Annotated in this window: 17 protein-coding genes; all 17 read right to left on the bottom strand. The window is 57.4% G+C overall.

From position 1 onward, the window contains the following. Positions 1-23: 23 nt before the first annotated feature. Entirely contained in the window at positions 24-914 is an 891-nt protein-coding gene (locus B7G52_RS09450) for an NAD(P)-dependent oxidoreductase (protein ID WP_096697355.1), read from the bottom strand. Further along, entirely contained in the window at positions 914-2,800 is a 1,887-nt protein-coding gene (locus tag B7G52_RS24425; RefSeq protein ID WP_096697354.1) for an NAD-dependent epimerase/dehydratase family protein, read from the bottom strand. The genes B7G52_RS09450 and B7G52_RS24425 overlap by 1 nt, the downstream gene beginning before the upstream one ends. A gap of 8 nt (positions 2,801-2,808) precedes the next feature. After that, positions 2,809-3,354: a serine O-acetyltransferase EpsC gene (gene epsC / locus B7G52_RS24375; protein ID WP_305790838.1), complete on the bottom strand. Its 546-nt coding sequence runs from the start codon at positions 3,352-3,354 to the stop codon at positions 2,809-2,811. After that, the gene (locus B7G52_RS09435; protein WP_141397422.1) at positions 3,351-4,802 is read right to left on the bottom strand and encodes a hypothetical protein; all 1,452 of its coding nucleotides are present in this window, start codon (positions 4,800-4,802) and stop codon (positions 3,351-3,353) included. The genes epsC and B7G52_RS09435 overlap by 4 nt, the downstream gene beginning before the upstream one ends. Before the next feature lie 15 nt (positions 4,803-4,817). Further along, on the bottom strand, positions 4,818-6,074 hold the full coding sequence (locus B7G52_RS09430) for a hypothetical protein (RefSeq protein ID WP_096697352.1): 1,257 nt from the start codon (positions 6,072-6,074) through the stop codon (positions 4,818-4,820). A 51-nt stretch (positions 6,075-6,125) separates the two neighbouring features. After that, positions 6,126-7,265 carry a non-hydrolyzing UDP-N-acetylglucosamine 2-epimerase gene (gene wecB / locus B7G52_RS09425; RefSeq protein WP_096697351.1) on the bottom strand — a complete coding sequence of 380 codons (1,140 nt, stop codon included), beginning with the start codon at positions 7,263-7,265 and terminating at the stop codon, positions 6,126-6,128. Then, positions 7,258-8,268 (bottom strand): polysaccharide biosynthesis protein, encoded by a 1,011-nt coding sequence (locus B7G52_RS09420; RefSeq protein ID WP_096697350.1) that lies wholly within the window; start codon positions 8,266-8,268, stop codon positions 7,258-7,260. Before B7G52_RS09420 ends, wecB begins: the two co-directional genes overlap by 8 nt. Before the next feature lie 15 nt (positions 8,269-8,283). Further along, positions 8,284-9,144, bottom strand: a complete 861-nt coding sequence (locus B7G52_RS09415) for an SDR family oxidoreductase (RefSeq protein WP_096697349.1) — start codon at positions 9,142-9,144, stop codon at positions 8,284-8,286. A gap of 6 nt (positions 9,145-9,150) precedes the next feature. Then, positions 9,151-10,386, bottom strand: a complete 1,236-nt coding sequence (locus B7G52_RS09410; protein ID WP_096697348.1) for a glycosyltransferase family 4 protein — start codon at positions 10,384-10,386, stop codon at positions 9,151-9,153. A gap of 214 nt (positions 10,387-10,600) precedes the next feature. Then, positions 10,601-11,716, bottom strand: coding sequence for a hypothetical protein (locus B7G52_RS09405; RefSeq protein ID WP_141397421.1), 1,116 nt, complete (start codon positions 11,714-11,716; stop codon positions 10,601-10,603). Further along, positions 11,713-12,885: a glycosyltransferase gene (locus B7G52_RS09400; protein WP_096697346.1), complete on the bottom strand. Its 1,173-nt coding sequence runs from the start codon at positions 12,883-12,885 to the stop codon at positions 11,713-11,715. Before B7G52_RS09400 ends, B7G52_RS09405 begins: the two co-directional genes overlap by 4 nt. Then, complete coding sequence (locus tag B7G52_RS09395) at positions 12,885-13,850, bottom strand: NAD(P)-dependent oxidoreductase (RefSeq protein WP_096697345.1); 966 nt, start codon at positions 13,848-13,850, stop codon at positions 12,885-12,887. The genes B7G52_RS09400 and B7G52_RS09395 overlap by 1 nt, the downstream gene beginning before the upstream one ends. A 23-nt stretch (positions 13,851-13,873) precedes the next feature. After that, positions 13,874-14,761 carry a glycosyltransferase gene (locus B7G52_RS09390; RefSeq protein ID WP_170954728.1) on the bottom strand — a complete coding sequence of 296 codons (888 nt, stop codon included), beginning with the start codon at positions 14,759-14,761 and terminating at the stop codon, positions 13,874-13,876. Beyond that, entirely contained in the window at positions 14,758-15,711 is a 954-nt protein-coding gene (locus tag B7G52_RS09385) for an NAD(P)-dependent oxidoreductase (protein ID WP_096697343.1), read from the bottom strand. The genes B7G52_RS09390 and B7G52_RS09385 overlap by 4 nt, the downstream gene beginning before the upstream one ends. After that, positions 15,708-16,172: a dTDP-4-dehydrorhamnose 3,5-epimerase family protein gene (locus B7G52_RS09380; RefSeq protein ID WP_096697384.1), complete on the bottom strand. Its 465-nt coding sequence runs from the start codon at positions 16,170-16,172 to the stop codon at positions 15,708-15,710. The genes B7G52_RS09385 and B7G52_RS09380 overlap by 4 nt, the downstream gene beginning before the upstream one ends. 11 nt (positions 16,173-16,183) lie before the next feature. Continuing rightward, a complete protein-coding gene (gene rfbG, locus B7G52_RS09375; RefSeq protein ID WP_096697342.1) occupies positions 16,184-17,284 on the bottom strand; it encodes a CDP-glucose 4,6-dehydratase in 1,101 nt (366 codons plus the stop codon). Positions 17,285-17,288: 4 nt separating this feature from the next. Then, on the bottom strand, positions 17,289-18,056 hold the full coding sequence (rfbF, locus tag B7G52_RS09370) for a glucose-1-phosphate cytidylyltransferase (RefSeq protein ID WP_096697341.1): 768 nt from the start codon (positions 18,054-18,056) through the stop codon (positions 17,289-17,291).

Here is an 18,056-nt window from a genome sequence, read left to right as displayed (position 1 = left end):
ACAGACGGCGCGGTTGCATGGCCTCAGGGCAAGGCGGTCAGGTAGGAGGGGTCAAACCGGCCCGGGCTGTAGCCGAAGTCGCGCGTGGCGTCGCTGTGGTCGAACACCAGGTCGGCCTGCATGCGCAGGGCCATGTCTGGCGTCAGGTGCGCAAAGCGCGGGTGCAGGCGAGCCAGCTTCACCGCCAGCTTGAAGGCGGACAGCGGGATGCGGATGAACCTGGGTTGCCGCCCCAGGGTTTCAAAGATGCGCCGCACCATGTCAACATATGCGAGCGTTTCGCCGCCGCTCAGGTTGTAGGCCTTGTTGTAGCTCGCCGGCGCAGTCAGGCTTTGCAGACAGGCCTGGGCCAGGTCGGCAGCGTTGACTGGTTGGCGGCGTCCGCTGGCCGAACCAAACACCGGGAAGACACCGAACTTCCGGATCAGCCGCGCAATGTCGGCCACATTCCGGTCACTGCCAGCGCCGCCGTAGATCAGAGTAGGCCGGAAAATTGTCCACGCAATGCCCAGGCGCTCACACTCCGCAGCCACATGGTCTTCGGCGGCGATCAGCTTGTTGACCACTTCCAACTCGTAGGGGCTGGCCGACGCCTGCTTGGTGAAGCGGCTGGTCGAGCTGAAGGCAATCACGCGCCGCACGCCACGGGCATGGAATTTTTCTAGCCAGCCGGGCAGCAGCCACAGACTGGCGGTGTGGATGAGGGTGGCGGCGGAAACCCCAGGCATGGCCCGGAGCGGATCCGCCAGGTCGAGCGGCAACCAGTGCAGGCCCGGGCGACGATCTCCCTCGGTCGGCGGTTTGCGCCCCAAGGCGTGGACTGGCATGCCCTGCGCCAGCAACAGGGGCGTCACCAGCGGTCCGATGGTGCTGGTCCGTCCCGTCAGCAACACAGCCGGGTCGAGCGCGCCCATCAGCCCTTGTCCCACCGGAAGTGTTGCGCCGTTTCCCTCAACGCATCGTCCACACGGACCGGAGGCGTCCAGCCGAGGACGCGCCGAGTTTTGGTGATGTCCACCTGCAGCGAATCAGACAAGCGCTGCATCACCGCTTCCTGACCCACCAGCCGGGCGCCGGCCCTGAGCACCATGACCGGCACCGGGATGAGCCGGGCCGACTTTCCAAGCGCGGCAGCGGTGCGGCGAAGCAGCCCGGAGATCGACAGATCCTCGCCATCGCTGGCCAAAAAGATCTGGTTGCCGGCTGCCGGGTGCTGCACACAGGTGGCAATCAGATCGACAAGATTCCCCAGCGCCAGAAAACTACGGCGATTAGGCAAAGCCCCCAGCGGCAGGGGGACACCCTTGAGCAACCAGTTGATCATGGAATGAAAGTTGGCTTTGACGCCCGGCCCGTAAACCAGCACAGGCCGGATAATCACAACATCCATCCCAGTCTCGGCTGCGAGTTCCAGCAATCCCAGCTCGGCCTCGTATTTGGAAATGCCGTACGGGTCGCTTGGATGCGGTTGGTCCTCGGCATTGAAAGGCTGACCGACAGGGGTGACTTCACCGTTGACCTTGATGGAGCTGATAAAAACAAAGCGCCGCACGCCCGCAGCCGCCGCCTGGCGCGCAAGATTCAGGGTCAGCGCCACATTTGTACGACGAAACTCGGCCAGCGGATCGGCAGCGGTTTCCCGCATCAGGTGCACACGCGCGGCAAGATGCACAACACTGTCGACCCCCTCCAGCACACCCGTCCAATCGGTGTGTGCATCAATTTCGTCCATGGAGAGGCATTCCGACCCATCTTGCAGATTCATCCGCACGTTGTGACGCACCACACCCAGCACTCGATAGCCTCTGGAGGGCAAGTCAGCACAAACCGCTTTTCCGATAAACCCGTTGGCGCCCGTCACGAGCACCCTCCTGCCAGTACCCGCGATGGCGGCGGCTGGCGGCACATCAGCAGCGGTCCCGTAAGACGGTGCCTCGACGCCAGAAAACTTGACATCATCCGGCGTGCTGCTGAACACACCGCCCCACTTACGCCAGTAAAGCAGGCCGGAGCGAATAGTCACCAATCTGGAGGCCCAGGAACGGTGCGTGTCACGCGCCCACTGGTGCACGACCCTGACCGCTGGGACATAGATGACACGCGCGACCTGAAGCGCCCTACGGCCAATATCTGCATCCTCGTAATGCAAAAAATAGTCGGGGTCGAAGCCCTTGATACGCTGCAACAAGCTGGTCCGGAAAAACATGCAGGATCCCGTGGGGTATTCCACATCGAAGATCGGCCGGTCATAGTCGCAGTCGAGCATTTCGAACTCGGCCAGCGTGGGCTTGAACCAGGACTGCAGCCATTTCGGAGCAAAGCTGCGCAAAAACATGATGAGCAAGGTCGGATGGCGCTTGCACAGGTAATGCCGCTCACCGTCTTCACCAAACACGGCAGGTGTCAGCAACCCGGTTTCGGGATTTTCCTCCAGGAAACGCAATGCTTCGCGCAGCGCATCGGGCGCCACGAAAAGATCCGGGTTTACCACCAAGTGGTAATCCGACTTGATCCGTTCGATAACGAGGTTGTTGCCACGTCCGTACCCGACGTTGCCGGGTGACAGCAAGAGGCGCACCGTCCAGTCCGGCATGGCTGTCCGGCGTGCCTCCAGCCAGCCGCCCAGGCGCGCGTGCAATGCAGGATCGCAGGAGTTGTCGACCAGGGTCAACTCCAGCCGCAGCATGTATGCACCCCTGGCCACGCGGCCAGCTTCCTGCAGGGCCAGCAGCGTGCGCTCCAGCGTTGCCAGGTCCGGTTTGTACAGCACCAGTGAGGCGCTTAACGAAAGTTGGGGCAATTTTTTTCCTAGAGCTTGTCTGCTTGGGTGGGGAGAATGATTCGGGCCGGCACGCCGACGGCAATTGCGTACGGCGGGACATCCTGCAGAACCACCGCATTGGCACCGACCTTGGCATGATCGCCGATGGTCACACGGCCTATCACCTTGGCCCCCGCTCCGATCACCACGTTGTTGCCAATAACAGGACGCAGGGACACGGTGAAGCCATTGTCCGGCTCCGCCGTGCCCAAGGTCACGCCCTGCAAGATGGTGACATTGTCACCAATCCTTTCGGCACCCAGAACGGTGCCCACGGTATGCGGCAAAAACAGGCCCCCGCCTATTCTGACCTGGGGAGACGACTCAATGCCGAAAACAGCCACGTTGGTCATGCTGAAGAGCTTGGCCACGACGCCCAGTCGCCGTTCAAAGAAAAACTCCGCCATGCGGATCAGCACCACCGGCAGCATGCGCGGATTGAAACAGGTCTTGACCAGCTTGAACGTCGACACCGGTCCCGCATGTCCCATGAACTGCAAAAAACGCTCAATATCTGACCGCAGGTTTTTCACAGCACAACTTTCTTGTAAGACAACAGGCAAGCCGCAGCAACGACCGGCCCCGCGGCGAAACAGATCCAATGCAATGCGGTCCAATCACGCACAAGCGCCGGAGCCGCCAGTGCCAGCACTACCAGGGGAAGTACCGCCGTCAGCAACAGGGGCCAGATCTGCCTGCGCAGCATCAGGTGATTTTTGTGGCCCGCATACTCGACCACAAACACCAGATACAGGAAATTGGGCAGGACAAAGGCCCATGCCAGCGCCGGCAAGGACGCATAGTGGGTAAGGGCAAATTTGACAGCCGCGAGCAGCCCGAGATTGAGCGCCAAGTCTGAAAGCAGCAGGACCCGAGAATTGCGCGTGGCAAGAATCATGGAGCCGTAAACCCATGAGATGCTTCTCAGGATCACCGCCACGACCAGCACCACCAGCACCTGCCCCGAAGGCTGAAACTCGGGACTGTACAGCAAATGGATGAGCGGCGTCTTCAGCAGAACCATGCTGTAGCAAACCATCACACTGCCGGCCAGGACCAGGTAAGCGGTCTTGAGCATGCAGGCCCTTTGGCTCTCATGCGTCGTAGCCCGCGTTAACAAGGGCAGGTAGATGGCGCTGCAGGCAGTGAGAAACAGCGTGGTGTAGTTGAAGGTCAACGTCCAGCCGGCATCGAACAAGCCGGCAAAGGCCAGGCCTTGCGCCTCGATCACCCAGGAGCGGATCAGCAGCAGGGCCAGCGTGGTGGACAGGGCCGCAACCAGGTTGGACAGCGCAAACCGCAGGAAAATACTACGCTCGCCCGGGTCCAGCCGGCCCGCTTTAACGCTCACCTCGGGGCGGGGGATGCGCGACAGTCCCACCCAGCCCGCTAGACAGCTCACACCGAAACAAACTACAAATGAAACCGCCAGCAGCGCCGGATCGGACTGCCAATGCCACCACCACGCGGCTGTCAGCAGGAGCACCAGCGCTGCCGGACCGGCTGTCTGTGCCAACGCGAGGTAGGGATAGGACCGGTAGCCATTGAGGACGGCCATGGCATAGGTGCCTGCAATATTAAGCAATACGGCGACCGCAAGCCAGCGCACGGTGGCAACGAGTTCAGGTGCGCCGGACGAAAGAAAAAACTGTGTCAGCGGCGTCGCAGCGGCAAGAATCCCCAGCACCACCAGCAAACCAGCCGAGCCCACCAAACGCACGGCCGTTGCGCGAAACCGCCGGCGCGCCACTTCTTCAGCGCGCTCGGACAGGCCCTGAACCACGGAGTTAGTGCCGCCAAAGGTGGCCCCTACAGTTGCGGCTTGCGCCATCTGCCGGAGCTGGGAGAACAAGCCCACACCCTCAGGCCCCATCCAGAGCGCGACCACCTTGAAACTGAGCAGCCACAAAAACGCCGAACCAAACACGCCGGCCGTGCTGACCAGAATCCCGCCTCGGAGCCCTTGGGAAGAGACACTCATGGCGCAGCGCCAGCGCTAACCAGCATGATCGGTCCTGGAATGAAGGCGCAAACGGGTCAGCAACAGTCCCCAGAGAAAATACGCAAAGATTCCCGGGTACGGTTGCCGCAGGGTGACTTTGAAGTTGTTGTCAATAAGCACCATAAAGGCCACCAGCGCCGCCAGCCACAGGGTCTGGCCCGACAATGTTCTCCGTTCACGCAGAAGCAGCCAGGCGGTAAACCCCATCAGCGCCAACAGCGGCACCAGCGAGGCCAGACCGAAGTTGTAGACGAAGTCGAGGTACCAGTTGTGCGCGCTGGTTTTGACCTCACGTGGAGGCGGCTCTGTGTGCCCAAGCAGCATCGTGCGATCGCTCTCGGTGATCCAGTCGCCATAAAGCTTCCAGTCCCCAAGACGATGCACCACATTGACAGGCATCTTCCCCTCGGCCAATGTCTGGAATTTCCCCAGGTACTGACCCCCATCGCCAATGATGCTCGTGTTTTTCTGCGCTATGCCGTAATAAAGCCCGACCACCAGACCCGCAGCCACAATACCTGCGCCAAAAACTGTCAGTCCAACCAGTCGCCCGGTCTTGAGCTTCCACATCTTGCGCAGGAAAAACACCAGCACAAACGCGCTGTAGAGCCCGATCGCCAAAAAAGAGGCGCTGGCAATGGCATAAATCCCCATGACCACGGTCAGGAAGCGCAGCGCCGTCTTGTACTCGTCCCACAAATGCACGACCACCACACAGAAGGCCAGTACAAAAATGACCGGCACAAATTGGAAGTGCTGGTAGATGCTGAATAGATACAGGTTGTGCGTCAGAGTGAGCGTGTTTTGCCACCAGCCCGCGAGAATCTGGAACGGCACCACGGCCAACAACACCCACATGAAGGCTGTCGGGATGGTATTTTTATCATCACGCACCAATTGCCCCAGAACCAGCCCCATGGTTGGCAGCAGGAATTGCAGACCGATCAGCACCTTCCTCTGTTCAATTGCGGTATCGCTTCCCGCAAACAGCAGGGAAACCCCCATGAGCGCGGACAGGCTGCCGATAAACAGCATCGCCGGCAAGGCCTGCCTGTAGTTTCTGGCCAGAGCAAGAACCCCGAACAGGCAGGCGAGGAGAGACAGAGGCAGAGGCAAGGTACTGAGCACGCCTAGGGAATCGATCACAGCCTCCGGATTGTTATAGATACCGCCGGAGAGCTGGAAAAACAGGGGGAATAACAAGGCACTGGCGATCAGCCAGAGGGTCACTCGGTAGTTTCTGCTTTGCATGATTCTTTCAAGTCAACGGCCCCAACAACTCGCGCAGCGGCCGCCAGGAGTTCAGAGACAGCCGGTCTGTTTTCCCCAGACGGTCCGATTGATGTAGTCCACATAACTGAGCACCACGCGCGTCACCTGCCGGGACACAGGCCCGGTCTGGTAGTCGTCCACCACCCGCATACGGGCGCCCGCGGCTGCATGCTGCGACATCACGACCTGAATCGCATCAATGACCCGCTCTTTCTTGAGACCGCTCATAACTAGCGTGCCAACATCCATGCCCTCGGGGCGTTCGTGAGCATCGCGAATGGTGATGGCCGGCAAATTCAACAGGGAAGCCTCTTCCGTGATCGTCCCGCTGTCAGAGATCACACAGGCTGCACCCATTTGCAGCTTGATGTAATCAAAAAATCCGAAGGCCTTCGAAAAATGAACCAGCGGGTCGAATCTGGCGCCCTCAAGCAGGTCGAGGCGCTTGCGCGTACGCGGATGCGTTGAAACAATCACTGGCATCTGGTACTTTGCTGCCAGCGCGTTGAGCGTGTCCACCAGATCCTGCAGGTTGGCCGGTGTGTCCACATTCTCTTCTCGGTGCGCACTGACGACAAAGAACTTCTGCGGCGTCAGGCCCAATCGCTTCAGCACGTCAGAAGCCTCGATCCGGGGCATGTAATGCGCCAGCACCTCACACATGTGGGACCCGGTCTTGATGATGGTCTCGGGACGTATGCCTTCCGCGATCAGGTAACGGCGGGCATGTTCAGTAAGCACCATGTTGATGTCGCTCAAGTGATCCAGCACTTTTCGATTGAGTTCTTCGGGAACGCGCTGGTCGAAGCAGCGGTTGCCGGCCTCCATATGGAACACCGGCACTTTGCGGCGCTTGGCGGCGATCACGGCCAGGCAGGTATTGGTATCGCCATACAGCAGCAGGGCATCCGGCTTTTCAAGAACCAGCACATCGTCGGCTTTTTCAATCACCGACGCGATTGTCTTCGCGGCCGTATTGCCCGCCACCTCGAGGAAATGATCCGGCTTACGAATGCCCAGGTCGTCAAAAAACACCTGATTTAGCTCGTAGTCGTAATTCTGTCCGGAGTGGACCAGCACATGGTTGACCTGGGCATCGAGCTCCGCAATGACCCTGCTCATCTTGATAAGTTCGGGTCTGGTTCCGACCAGCGTCATCACTTTAAGCATTGAGCGCCTCGCGCACTTCCGCCAGCTTCATCAAGGTGGTTTTCACGCCCTCAATGTCGAGGCGCTCGGTATTGTGGGAGGTGTAATCGTCCAGTTCGGAAATATGCGCCTCGCCTTCCACAAAAAACTTGTCGTAGTTAAGGTCGCGGTTATCGGCGGGAATGCGGTAGTAACGCCCCATGTCAACCGCCTTCGCCATTTCTTCACGCGAGATCAGCGATTCGTAAAGCTTTTCCCCATGTCGGGTACCGATCACCTTCACGGGCCTTGTGTCGCCGAACAACTGCTGCAGGGCGGCAGCGAGATCGGCCACGGTGGAAGCCGGCGCCTTCTGCACGAAAAGATCACCCTGTTGCGCATGTTCAAAGGCATGAAGCACCAGATCAACCGAGTCTTCCAGCGACATCAAAAACCGCGTCATGTTGGGGTCAGTGACGGTCAGTGGTTTTCCGGCCCTGATCTGGTTAATGAACAAAGGAATCACGGATCCGCGAGACGCCATAACGTTGCCATACCGCGTCGAGCAGACCACGGGGCCCGAAGCGGAAATGGTGCGCGACTTCGCGACAGTCAGCTTTTCAGCCATGGCCTTGGAAATACCCATGGCGTTGATCGGGTAGACCGCCTTGTCGGTGCTCAGCACCACCACACGTTTGCAGCCATTGGCAATCGCAGCGTTGAGCACATTCTCCGTCCCAAGCACATTCGTCTTCACGGCTTCCATGGGATAGAACTCGCACGACGGCACCTGCTTGAGCGCAGCGGCATGAAAAACATAGTCCACGCCGCGCAGCGCGTCGTTGACGCTCTGGTATTCACGGACATCGCCGATGTAGAACTTCACCTTGTCGTTGTTCAGCGCAATCCGCATGTCTTCTTGTTTTTTCTCGTCACGGCTGAAGATGCGGATTTCCGAGAAATCGGAATCAAGAAAACGCTGAAGCACGGCATTGCCGAAAGAGCCCGTCCCGCCGGTGATCAGAAGTACTTTATTTTTGAACATTGCAAACTTTCAACACTATTTTTCAGACTCGTGCATCACCCGAATCATTTTTTCCCACGAAGGAGGCCGGTAACCTGTCACCTGCTGAAATCGTGACGAGTCAAGTGACCGGTCGATCACCAGGCTGTCGTCCGGCCTCACCTCGATGGTCTTCCCATATTGCGCGGCCACCAGCTTGAGGAGTTCGAACTTGCTGATGGGCGCCGACGACACATGGTAAAGCCCATGCAGCGAAGGATTGGGCAACACTACGTCGCGCATGATCCGCGCCAGTTCGATGGCCGTCATGCCTGAAAAAATGCTGCGCCTGAAACCGTGAACCGCGCCTTGCTGGGCAAGAAACCAGTCCACCAGCGCGCGGCTGGAATTGAGCTCACGCCCCACGATGGAGGTTCTCAGGGTCACCGCATGCGCGGCATCACGCAGCTCGCCGATGTATTTGGACTTCCCGTACAGGTCTTCCGCATCGGACGGGTCGTCCTCCGTATACATGCCCTTGCGGCCGGAAAAAACGCAATCGGTGCTGATATGCAGCAAGCGGACATTCCGGGGCGCGCACAATGCCGCCAGCCTGTGGGGCAACATCGCGTTGATGGGCAGGACTACCAAGGGATCTTCCGCATGGTCCTTTTGCTTGATCAGTCCAACGCAGTTGATGATCACGTCGGGGCGCACCTGACCTACCGCCGCAGAAAGAGCTGCTTCGTCAAGAACGTCGACACCGGTCACGATCCTGTGTTGCTGGGCGGGCGAGAAATAGAGCAGGAAAGCCGGGTTGCGCACAAGCCCCCAGACTTCATACGGCGCGTGTCCATCAAACTCCCGAAAAACCGCACTGCCCAGCATGCCGCTTGCGCCGAGTACCAGTACACGCATCTGTCATCACCCTTTCAAGCCAGCGCGGCGCGCCTGCAATATTTCCACAAGCCGTCCCACCTGCCGATTCATATCAAAATGTTCGTTGAAATAACTTCGTCCGCTGCGACCCATCGTATCCCTCTCAAACGGCGTTAAAGCCTTCAAACTCAGAATGCAAGCCGCCAGCGCCGCCGCATTCTCTGGCTCGCAAGTCATGCCGGCTCCAGCCTCAACTACTACCTTGGCCCCTTCGCCCTGCAGCGACGCAATGATGGGACGACCGGCCGCCAGATAAGCCTGTATTTTGCTGGGCACGGTGTACGCAAGCGCCCCACCACTTTTCAGGGACACCAGCAAAGCCGAAGCCTTGTCGAACAGCTGTGGCATCAGATCGGCCGGGAAACGCCCTGGTAGCACGAGATTATCCAGCTTTAGGAGGACCTTTTGGTTGCGCGCCCAATCCAGCATGCTGCCGCTGCCGACAAGTACAAGGCGCACGTCCGTGTTGTTTTTAAGAAGAACGGCCGCCTCCACCAGCGTTTCGACGGCTTGCGCCCTGCCGATATTGCCGGCAAAAACGACAGTGAAACACTGAGCCAACTCATGACTTAACGCTGCCGGGAGTGGTACACCAGAATCAGCCGGGACATCCGGATTGATGGAATTGGGAAAATAAACAAGCTTGTCGCGCGCGGCATACCGAGCCACGGGCTCATAGAAAGCCCTCGACTGCACCAACAATGTGTCGCACATGGCGTACATGAACCGCACCATCCAGCCAACCATCTTCAGTATGGTCCGATTACTTACAAAACCGGTCGCTGCAAGGCTTTCTGGCCACAGGTCTTGCACCCACAAGGCCAAATGCGCCCGTTTAAGCAACTTCAGTAGGATGGCGGGAATGACTTGCGTCACAGGAGATGGGGCAAATACCAAAATTGCATCGAATGCTCGGGAGCGTAATAGCCACGGCAATAAAACTGCAGCGGACACGACAAAAGATCCATAATTCAAAAGGAGGTTGAGCGCACTGCCATTTCCGCGCGGCCAAATCGGTACCCTGAAGACGTCTACCTTGTTAAGAAAACGTTCATACCCCACCCCTGCAGCGCGATAACCGGCATGCACTTTTCCATCGGGATAGTTGGGCTTACCTGTGGCGACCACAACTACGTGGCCTTGCTCGCACAATTTCGCGACAAAGTCATTGATGAGGAAACTCTCTGGCCAGAAATACTGCGACACGACCAATATTTTCATACCGCACCGTCCAGCAACCGCCGCGAAGACGCGGCGCCACGCAGTCCTAGTCCTGCAACGAAAAAACAAGGCCGCATGAGCGTGCACGCTCGAACACAAATACTGCTGGGGGACGTTACAAAGCAACTATGAACGGTTTCGACGGCGTTGACGAAGCCAATACCGGCACAACTTAATGACTCAAAAATTGAATTTGAAAGGTCCATGGCGGCGTCTAACACATAAGTGTAGAAGGCCCTATCCGTGCTGACGCATGGGCTTGAGGCAATTTTCGTAAAGCTAAAAATAGAACAAGGGGATACGCTGGCAGCAGATAGCGTTGGTGAATAAACGGCACAAGAACAACTGCGAACAGAATCATGACCAGCAAGAAAAAGACGTCGTCAGCGAGCCTAAATCTAGAATTTATTGCAGCCGAAAGAAAAAATACGCTAAAAAGCAATGAAAAAACGATCATAGGCACTAGCAGGTAGATATCAACGGCGTCGAATCGCAGCAAGTTGATCGGCCCCTCCATCAGGACGAGTAGTAGACGAGGCACGGCAATCACCACAAATAGCCCGTATCTGCTTCCCAACTCATGGAGAAGATGGACAACCCCAATTGAAGTTGGGGGGGCACCGCTACTGAGGGCCGCGATCCTGACGGCATCACCAATGAAGCTATAAAACAGCGACGCAACGATGATTGCGACGACAACCAAGATCGACCTAAAACGCGCCGGAAAGCGATACACGGCTAAAAAAGTAGCAGCCAACACGAAAATCTCCAGCTTCCCAAATAACGCACACGCCAGCGCCATCAAAGCGTAGCGCTGATTTTTTGAACAGACATACACGATAAGAAAAAGCATGGAGAAGATCGACAGGATCTCCTTATTTGGCGTCAAAAGGTTAAGCAGGACCAAGGGGTTAAGCAACAATAAAAAAACAAACTTACCAATACGAACATCGGCGTGCTTTGCCAAGCCGGCTACTGCCAACCCGAAAATCATGAAGTTAACGCCGCAAATCAGGTCAGCATTAGAGCCCATCAGCTTGACGAAAATAATCGGACCCCAGATGTTGCTCCTAAACATTTCGAGCAATTCCTGCAAGCTGTAGGCTGCCGCCATCGACATGTAATACAGCGCGTCTGCCGGAATAAGTCCGGCTACGGCCGTTTCCTGCGGCGCGCGGTTGCCCATCAATAAATCACGCAAGGCGTAAAAATAAAGGCCCATTGCCACGCCGATTAGGACTGCGGTGCCTAGTCCCCACGCACTGGTGCCGAGCAAAGACTGAACACAAAAACGGGAAAAACTGATGGGAGAACGTGCCTGAATAGTCATGGCGGTGTAGTGGCCCTACTGAGCGCCGAGAGCCGGGCTCCGATGATTTTTTTGTAGAGTGTCGTGTACTCCCCAATGATAATCGACCACGCGTAGCGTGTTTCTACAAACTCCTTCAGCCGCTGTCCCACTCGCGCCAGAACTAACGGGTCGGCTAACAGGTCAACCATCCCAGTAGCCAGGCCGGGCACCGTTGCGGAAACAACAAGCCGCGGGTCAATCGAAACCGCCAACTCATTAAATCCACACTGATCCGTGATGAGCACTGGTGTCCCGAAAATGCTCGCTTCCAATGCAACAATGGACATAGCCTCTTGACGCGATGGCACCACCAGCAAGCTGGCAGAACGATAGACATTCGCCTTGGCCTCGCCATCAACATGCCCCAGAAAATGGACCCGGCGAGCCAACTCCTGCTGTTCGACCGTTGCGCGCAATTCCGCCAGCATACCCCCGTCGGGCCCAGCAAACAAAAGATGAAGCCCCGGCAGCTGGCTGGCAATGGATACAAATGCTTCAAGCAATAGATCGGGACCCTTTATCCTGTTGAGCCGGCCCATAAATAATATATAAGGGGTTGCCGTCAGCTCCTTCTGCGCGATAGAGACACTGCGACCTAACAACGCAGCGTCGGGAACACTCACGCCGTTGGGAATTATTGTCACGGCTCTTGCTGCAATCCTGTATTGTTCAAAATGTGAAAATTCGCCCTCTGTTACCGCAATCCAGGCCGCCGCATTACGAATAATGGCATTGCCGATCAGCAGGTTGTAGGCTCGCTTGATCCAGGCCGAACGTCCGAATAAGGGCAAAGCACCAGCCGGGCAAACGACGTATGGCTTGCCCGCACGTCGCGCTGCAAGGTAGACCAGCGCATTCAGCACGCTCCAGTGCCCCATCAGATGGATGACATCGGCTTGGTCAACCAAGCGCCGAATACGCTGCCACCCGAGAGACGGCACGTAAAACCGCGGCAATAAGCAATCCAGCGCCTCGACCCGTACGTGTGCAAGCTCTTGGACTCGCTGAGTATCAAGCCCCAAATTCAGGGTCAGCACGGTGCATGTCACACCATCCAGGGCTAGGAACCGGCTCATCTGGAACGTGCGTTCGGCTGTGCCTCCGCCGGTCTTGAGATCGAGAGAGTTGGTGACGTTGAGGACTCGCATCAGCGTTGCCCTCCAGCCGGAACTTGCTGATAGCTGGACTGGTACCAAGCGATGTATTCGGCCAATGCAGCATCAAAGGCCATGGGACGCTCAAAGCCCAGCGCCAGCAGCTTGCGGGGGTCGTAACTGCACAGAGGATTGACATTGTTGCGTCCGAGCGCCGTGAGTACCAGATGCAGCATGGCCGGCGGTAGCGGGAGCCTGGGCAAGGGATAAGGCGCGACCCCCAGCCCGCCCATCAGGCTAAGTTCGACATTTAGAAAATTGTTACAGGGATGATCATCATCCGACACAAAGAAGACTTCACCGTTGAGAGCATCTGAGCGTTGGGAGAGGAACCGGATCGCAGCCGTGACATTCGCAACATGAACAAGATTCATACACCTGCGCCCAAATAGACACGACTTCAGATAGTTACGTAGCCGGCTACCTGTGACAAGGTCAGCAGCCAGCTTTTTCAGTGGTGCCCCCTCGATACCCATTACGGCCGTCGGTCGCAGGATGGCGCAATCAAAAACCCCCCGTGCTGCTTCGACAATTTCTCGTTCTATTCTCAACTTGGTCACGCCATAGTCAGTCACCGGACGACAGGTCGTCTCCTCGGTAATGACATTCCCGGCAGCGCGTCCGACCACTGCTGCTGTGCTGCAATGGATGAGCCGACCGACTCGGGCGGTCTTGCATGCCTCGACCAGCGTCCGAATAGCCGCAAGGTTTTCGGCTTGGCCTGCATTCCAGAAATAAACCAGGTTAACGACAGTGCAGCCCGGCTCGAACAGACGTTGAAGCGATTTCAAGTCGCGGATGTCCCCCACCACTAGTTCGGTACGGTCAGGCTCTGCTCGACCGGCCAGCTCACTGCACGGGGTGCGCATCAGCAACCTAAGACGGCCTTCCGACTGCCCCGCCATCTCGGCTACCAAGTGTTTTCCGATATAGCCCGTGCTGCCCAGGATGGCCATCATCGTTCCACTGCCCGCGCTACGTGTCACCACATACCCCTAGCCTGCAGCAGCACGGCTGCGTAAGTCCGGGGATAAAACGGCGCACAGGCCAACGACTTACCAAGCATCGGCCATGCCTGGTGGAACTTCCCGCCGCGTTGCAAGGCCCGCGCGGCACTGTAGTAGGCTAGTCCAATGCGTCGTTGAAGTCGCCTGCGCGTGTACGGATTGTGCTGCGGCATGCCTGAGAAAAATTCCTGTACGACCTGCAGCACCGAATTGAGGTGCCGAATCACTGCGCTGCTCTGATTTCCCTGGTGAATTCGATACCTACCGAGGAGCTCAGCAAGAAACTTCATCCGGGTGCCGGCTTGCGCAAGCTTGAGCCAGAGGTGGTAGTCCTCAGATGTGACGATACGAGGATCCTCGGAAAAATTACCGGCAGCTGCTAACGCGGCCTTTCTCACCACCGTTGCCGAGGGCGTGATGCAGTTACCCCGGTCTAGCAGAGCATCAAAGCTGGCCCGGCTGGCTGGGCCGCAAAACATATCCACTTCAACATCTCCGAAACAGCGCAATCCATGACAGACCAAATCGGTCTGATCATCGAAGTTGTCCATACAACGAGCCAGCTTCTCCGGTAGCCACAGGTCATCGGAATCAAGGAAGGCAATGAAGGCCCCCCTTGCCAAGGCAATACCCCGATTTCTCGCCGCGCCAATAACCCCTTGATTGTGAAAATTTTCTAAGCGAATACGCGCGTCTGCAAATGACTCAACCACGGCAATGGTATCGTCCGTTGAGTAGTTGTTGACCACGACTACCTCCCACTCCAAGAAGGACTGAGCCCGCACTGAGTGCAGGGCTTCGCGCAGGAAATTTGAATGGTTATACGTTGGAATAACCACTGTGACCAGAGGGGTGGATTTCAATTGAATACCCCCCATACGTCTTGGCAAAGAAGCAGCGTTGCATCGATCTCCGCCAGGGCATTGCCGGCGGGCACGAATCCCGTTGCCAGCAGCTTGTCGATCCTGTAATTAAGCTCGTAGTCGTTACCGCCTTCAACAGGCTGAGAAACGACCAATCGAGGCGTGAAGTGAAGCGTGGCGGCACAGCGCGCTTGGATGGACGTGGCCATATCGACAATCCGGGTGGGTCGCGCGCCGCCTACGTTGAACACTCCGTCAGCAAGCGCCTGGCTAGGCACTTGCAAAAGGTGCTCGACAGCACAGCAAGCATCTGCGAGGGGCACAAAGTCGCGCTGCTGCTGTCCCGCGGAATGCAGCACCATATGTCGCGATACTACGGCTTGTCGGCACAAATCGTTGACGAGCAGGGACCAGCAGTTGGCGTTGCTGTGCGCTGGCGCACCGAAGGCATTGGACAACCGAATAACGACGCCTTCAATCTGCCCTCGCTCGTGCGCGCTACGGACAACATCTTCTCCCGCCCTGTGGCTACTGGCATAAGGATGCAAGTTGAGCGGGCAGTTGGCCTCCGTGATACGCCCCATCAGTGGATTGGCATAGACATGCGCCGTGGAAACGTAGACAAAGCGCCTGACGTTCATTCGACAAGCGGATGCGAGCAAGTGGGCGGTAGCAACGCCATTGCATTGCAAAGCGGCAGCTGGCGCGTTAGCACTGTCATGCGCATTCATACCCGCAAGATGAACGACGGCATCCACACCGGCACAGGCTCGGTCAAGACTGGCGCTATCGCCCCACGCGGTCTGCACGACTTCAGCCTGAGGCAGCCATGCCGGTGGATTCGACTCAGATCTGGAGCCAAGAATGACGTGCGCATACGCCCCCACGATCAACTGTTGCGCCAGCCGTCCGCCCAGATAACCAAACCCGCCGGTGATCAACACCCTCATGTCAGAATACTCCCGCCGTGCTTCGCCCAATCGTACGGTATGTCGGGATCATCGATCGGACACTGGATGGATTCCGCCGGATCATGCGGCAGATCGGCGCAATTAACCAGGAGAGCAGGCAAGCCGCTTACGCAGGTAAAGCCGTACCAGAGGCCCGGTGGAACCGTGAGCCTGAAATAGCGGTCGGGACGACCCAGCTCAATTGAGTCGAGTTGTCCGCATGTCGGGGAGTCCGCGCGATCATCGTAGATCACCATGCGAATTCGGCCGATAGGCACGGCCAAGTTCTGGGTCTGCTGACTGTGGCGCTTCCAAGCCTTTACCGCACCTGGCTGCACCTCGGAGAAATAGCACTCGCCAAAACCAAGAAAACCCGGCGCGTCACGCCGCAACATGTGCAATACCGCACCTCGCCCGTCGCTTATCTCCCGCAGCTGTGTTATTACAATGCCTGAAATCATGACCGTGGCCGTCACGCGTCAACCCAGGTCGCACCACGGGCCTGAGCCAACTGACAATAGGCGTCAATTTGCCCCAGCGTATAAGATTGGAGATTCTCGTGACCCTCTCGCCAGACGCGGTACCAGTCAACAGTGAATGCGACGGTTTCCGGAAACTGCAGAACCGCTCGCCAAGCTAAATGAAACAACACCTTGTCACATGACAGTTTCAGCAACATGGCTTCATGCCCGACCTGCTCAAAGCCTTCGGGTACCTGCCAGCGCACCTCGGGCCAGCGCGCAGCCATGGCTTCAAGCAATTTTTCCACCGTCTGGTTGACATGCGCATCCGGGCCGAAGTTGAACGCCTCGCCGTTAAGACCATCGGCCTGCTGCCACAGCCGTGCTCCCAACCACAGGTAACCACTTAAGGGCTCGAGCACGTGCTGCCAAGGTCGCGTGGCTTGCGGACTGCGAACGTCGACTGATTCGCCCTGTGACCAGGCGCGGATGCAGTCGGGTACGATGCGGTCGTCGGCCCAGTCGCCGCCGCCAATGACATTCCCCGCCCGCGTGATCGCAATGCGTGTAGGCGAATTACGCAGGAAGGAGTGATAGTACGAATGTGCTATCAGGTCAGCGCAGCTCTTCGAACCGCTATACGGATCATGTCCACCTAGCGCATCGGTTTCGCGATACCCCCAGCACCATTCGTCGTTACGATACGCCTTGTCACTGGTGATAAGCACGGCCACTTGAATCCACGGACGAGTACGCACACATTCAAGGACATTAACCATGCCCATCGTGTTGGTCTCGAAGGTAGTGACCGGATCCGCGTACGAGCGCCTGACCAAGGCCTGGGCCGCCATGTGGAACACCAATTCGGGCCGAAACTCATCGACAACCTCGGCAAGACGCACCCGATCCCGGATGTCACCAACATAATGCCTCAGACGCTTTTCGAGACCCAGTAGTTCGAAGTTGGATGGATTAGTTGGCACATCGACAGAATAGCCTGCGACCTCGGCGCCGATATGCGTGAGCCACAGCGCCAGCCACGAGCCCTTGAAACCTGTGTGCCCGGTCACTAACACTCTTCGGCCGCGATAAATTTCGGCAAACTGGCTCATACCATCAATCCTTCCATGGCGCAATACCGGCAGCCCAAAGCTCTTCAAGATGCTGCTTGTCACGTACAGTGTCCATGCACTGCCAGTACCCGGGATGATGATAGGCCATCAACTCACCCTGCCTCGCAAGTTGCTCCAGTGGCGCGCGCTCCAACATGGTCGTGTCATCCTCGATAAAGTCGAAGATGCCCGGTTCGAAAACAAAAAAGCCGCCGTTGATCCAGCCCTCTCCAGCCTGCGGTTTTTCTTGAAAACTGGTCACGCAGTTAGCTTCGATTGACAACTCACCAAAGCGCACAGGGGGACGAACTGCAGAAACAGTCGCTATGCGGCCATGTGAGCGGTGGAAGGCCAATAACGCCGTCACATCGACATTCGAGACACCGTCGCCATAAGTCAGCATGAACGTCCCCGAACCCTCCAATTGCGACTTCAGACGAAGTAGACGCCCCCCCGTCATTGTCGTCGCGCCGGTATCGATGAGCGAAACGTTCCAGTCTTCGGCCGTCGGGTTCGAATAATCGACCTTCCCGGTTTTCAGGTGCACAGTCAGATTGCTCTGCCGGGCATGATAGTTAAGGAAGTAGTCTTTGATAACTTCACCCTTGTACCCAAGTGCAAGCATGAAATCATGCATGCCATGGCGTTCGTAAATTTTCATAACATGCCATAAGATCGGACGCCCACCAACTTCCACCATAGGTTTCGGCTTGACCTGAGTTTCTTCAGCCAGACGGGTACCAAGCCCCCCACACAGAATTACGACTTTCAC

The sequence above is a fragment of the Polaromonas sp. AER18D-145 genome, assembly GCF_002379095.1.
GTDB lineage: Bacteria > Pseudomonadota > Gammaproteobacteria > Burkholderiales > Burkholderiaceae_C > Polaromonas.
Note: the sequence above shows the minus strand (reverse complement) of the source record. Positions and strands in the feature narration are given on the sequence as shown.

Excerpts from the sequence above, each read along its gene's own strand:
- B7G52_RS09395 (WP_096697345.1), bottom strand. The coding sequence starts at position 13,850 with ATGATGGCCATCCTGGGCAGCACGGGCTATATCGGAAAACACTTGGTA.
- B7G52_RS09435 (WP_141397422.1), bottom strand. The coding sequence starts at position 4,802 with ATGAGTGTCTCTTCCCAAGGGCTCCGAGGCGGGATTCTGGTCAGCACG.
- rfbG (WP_096697342.1), bottom strand. The coding sequence starts at position 17,284 with ATGAGCCAGTTTGCCGAAATTTATCGCGGCCGAAGAGTGTTAGTGACC.
- B7G52_RS09385 (WP_096697343.1), bottom strand. The coding sequence starts at position 15,711 with ATGAGGGTGTTGATCACCGGCGGGTTTGGTTATCTGGGCGGACGGCTG.
- B7G52_RS09420 (WP_096697350.1), bottom strand. The coding sequence starts at position 8,268 with ATGTTCAAAAATAAAGTACTTCTGATCACCGGCGGGACGGGCTCTTTC.
- B7G52_RS09400 (WP_096697346.1), bottom strand. The coding sequence starts at position 12,885 with ATGCGAGTCCTCAACGTCACCAACTCTCTCGATCTCAAGACCGGCGGA.
- B7G52_RS09405 (WP_141397421.1), bottom strand. The coding sequence starts at position 11,716 with ATGACTATTCAGGCACGTTCTCCCATCAGTTTTTCCCGTTTTTGTGTT.
- B7G52_RS09450 (WP_096697355.1), bottom strand. The coding sequence starts at position 914 with ATGGGCGCGCTCGACCCGGCTGTGTTGCTGACGGGACGGACCAGCACC.
- wecB (WP_096697351.1), bottom strand. The coding sequence starts at position 7,265 with ATGCTTAAAGTGATGACGCTGGTCGGAACCAGACCCGAACTTATCAAG.
- B7G52_RS09415 (WP_096697349.1), bottom strand. The coding sequence starts at position 9,144 with ATGCGTGTACTGGTACTCGGCGCAAGCGGCATGCTGGGCAGTGCGGTT.
- B7G52_RS09410 (WP_096697348.1), bottom strand. The coding sequence starts at position 10,386 with ATGAAAATATTGGTCGTGTCGCAGTATTTCTGGCCAGAGAGTTTCCTC.
- B7G52_RS09430 (WP_096697352.1), bottom strand. The coding sequence starts at position 6,074 with ATGCAAAGCAGAAACTACCGAGTGACCCTCTGGCTGATCGCCAGTGCC.
- B7G52_RS09380 (WP_096697384.1), bottom strand. The coding sequence starts at position 16,172 with ATGATTTCAGGCATTGTAATAACACAGCTGCGGGAGATAAGCGACGGG.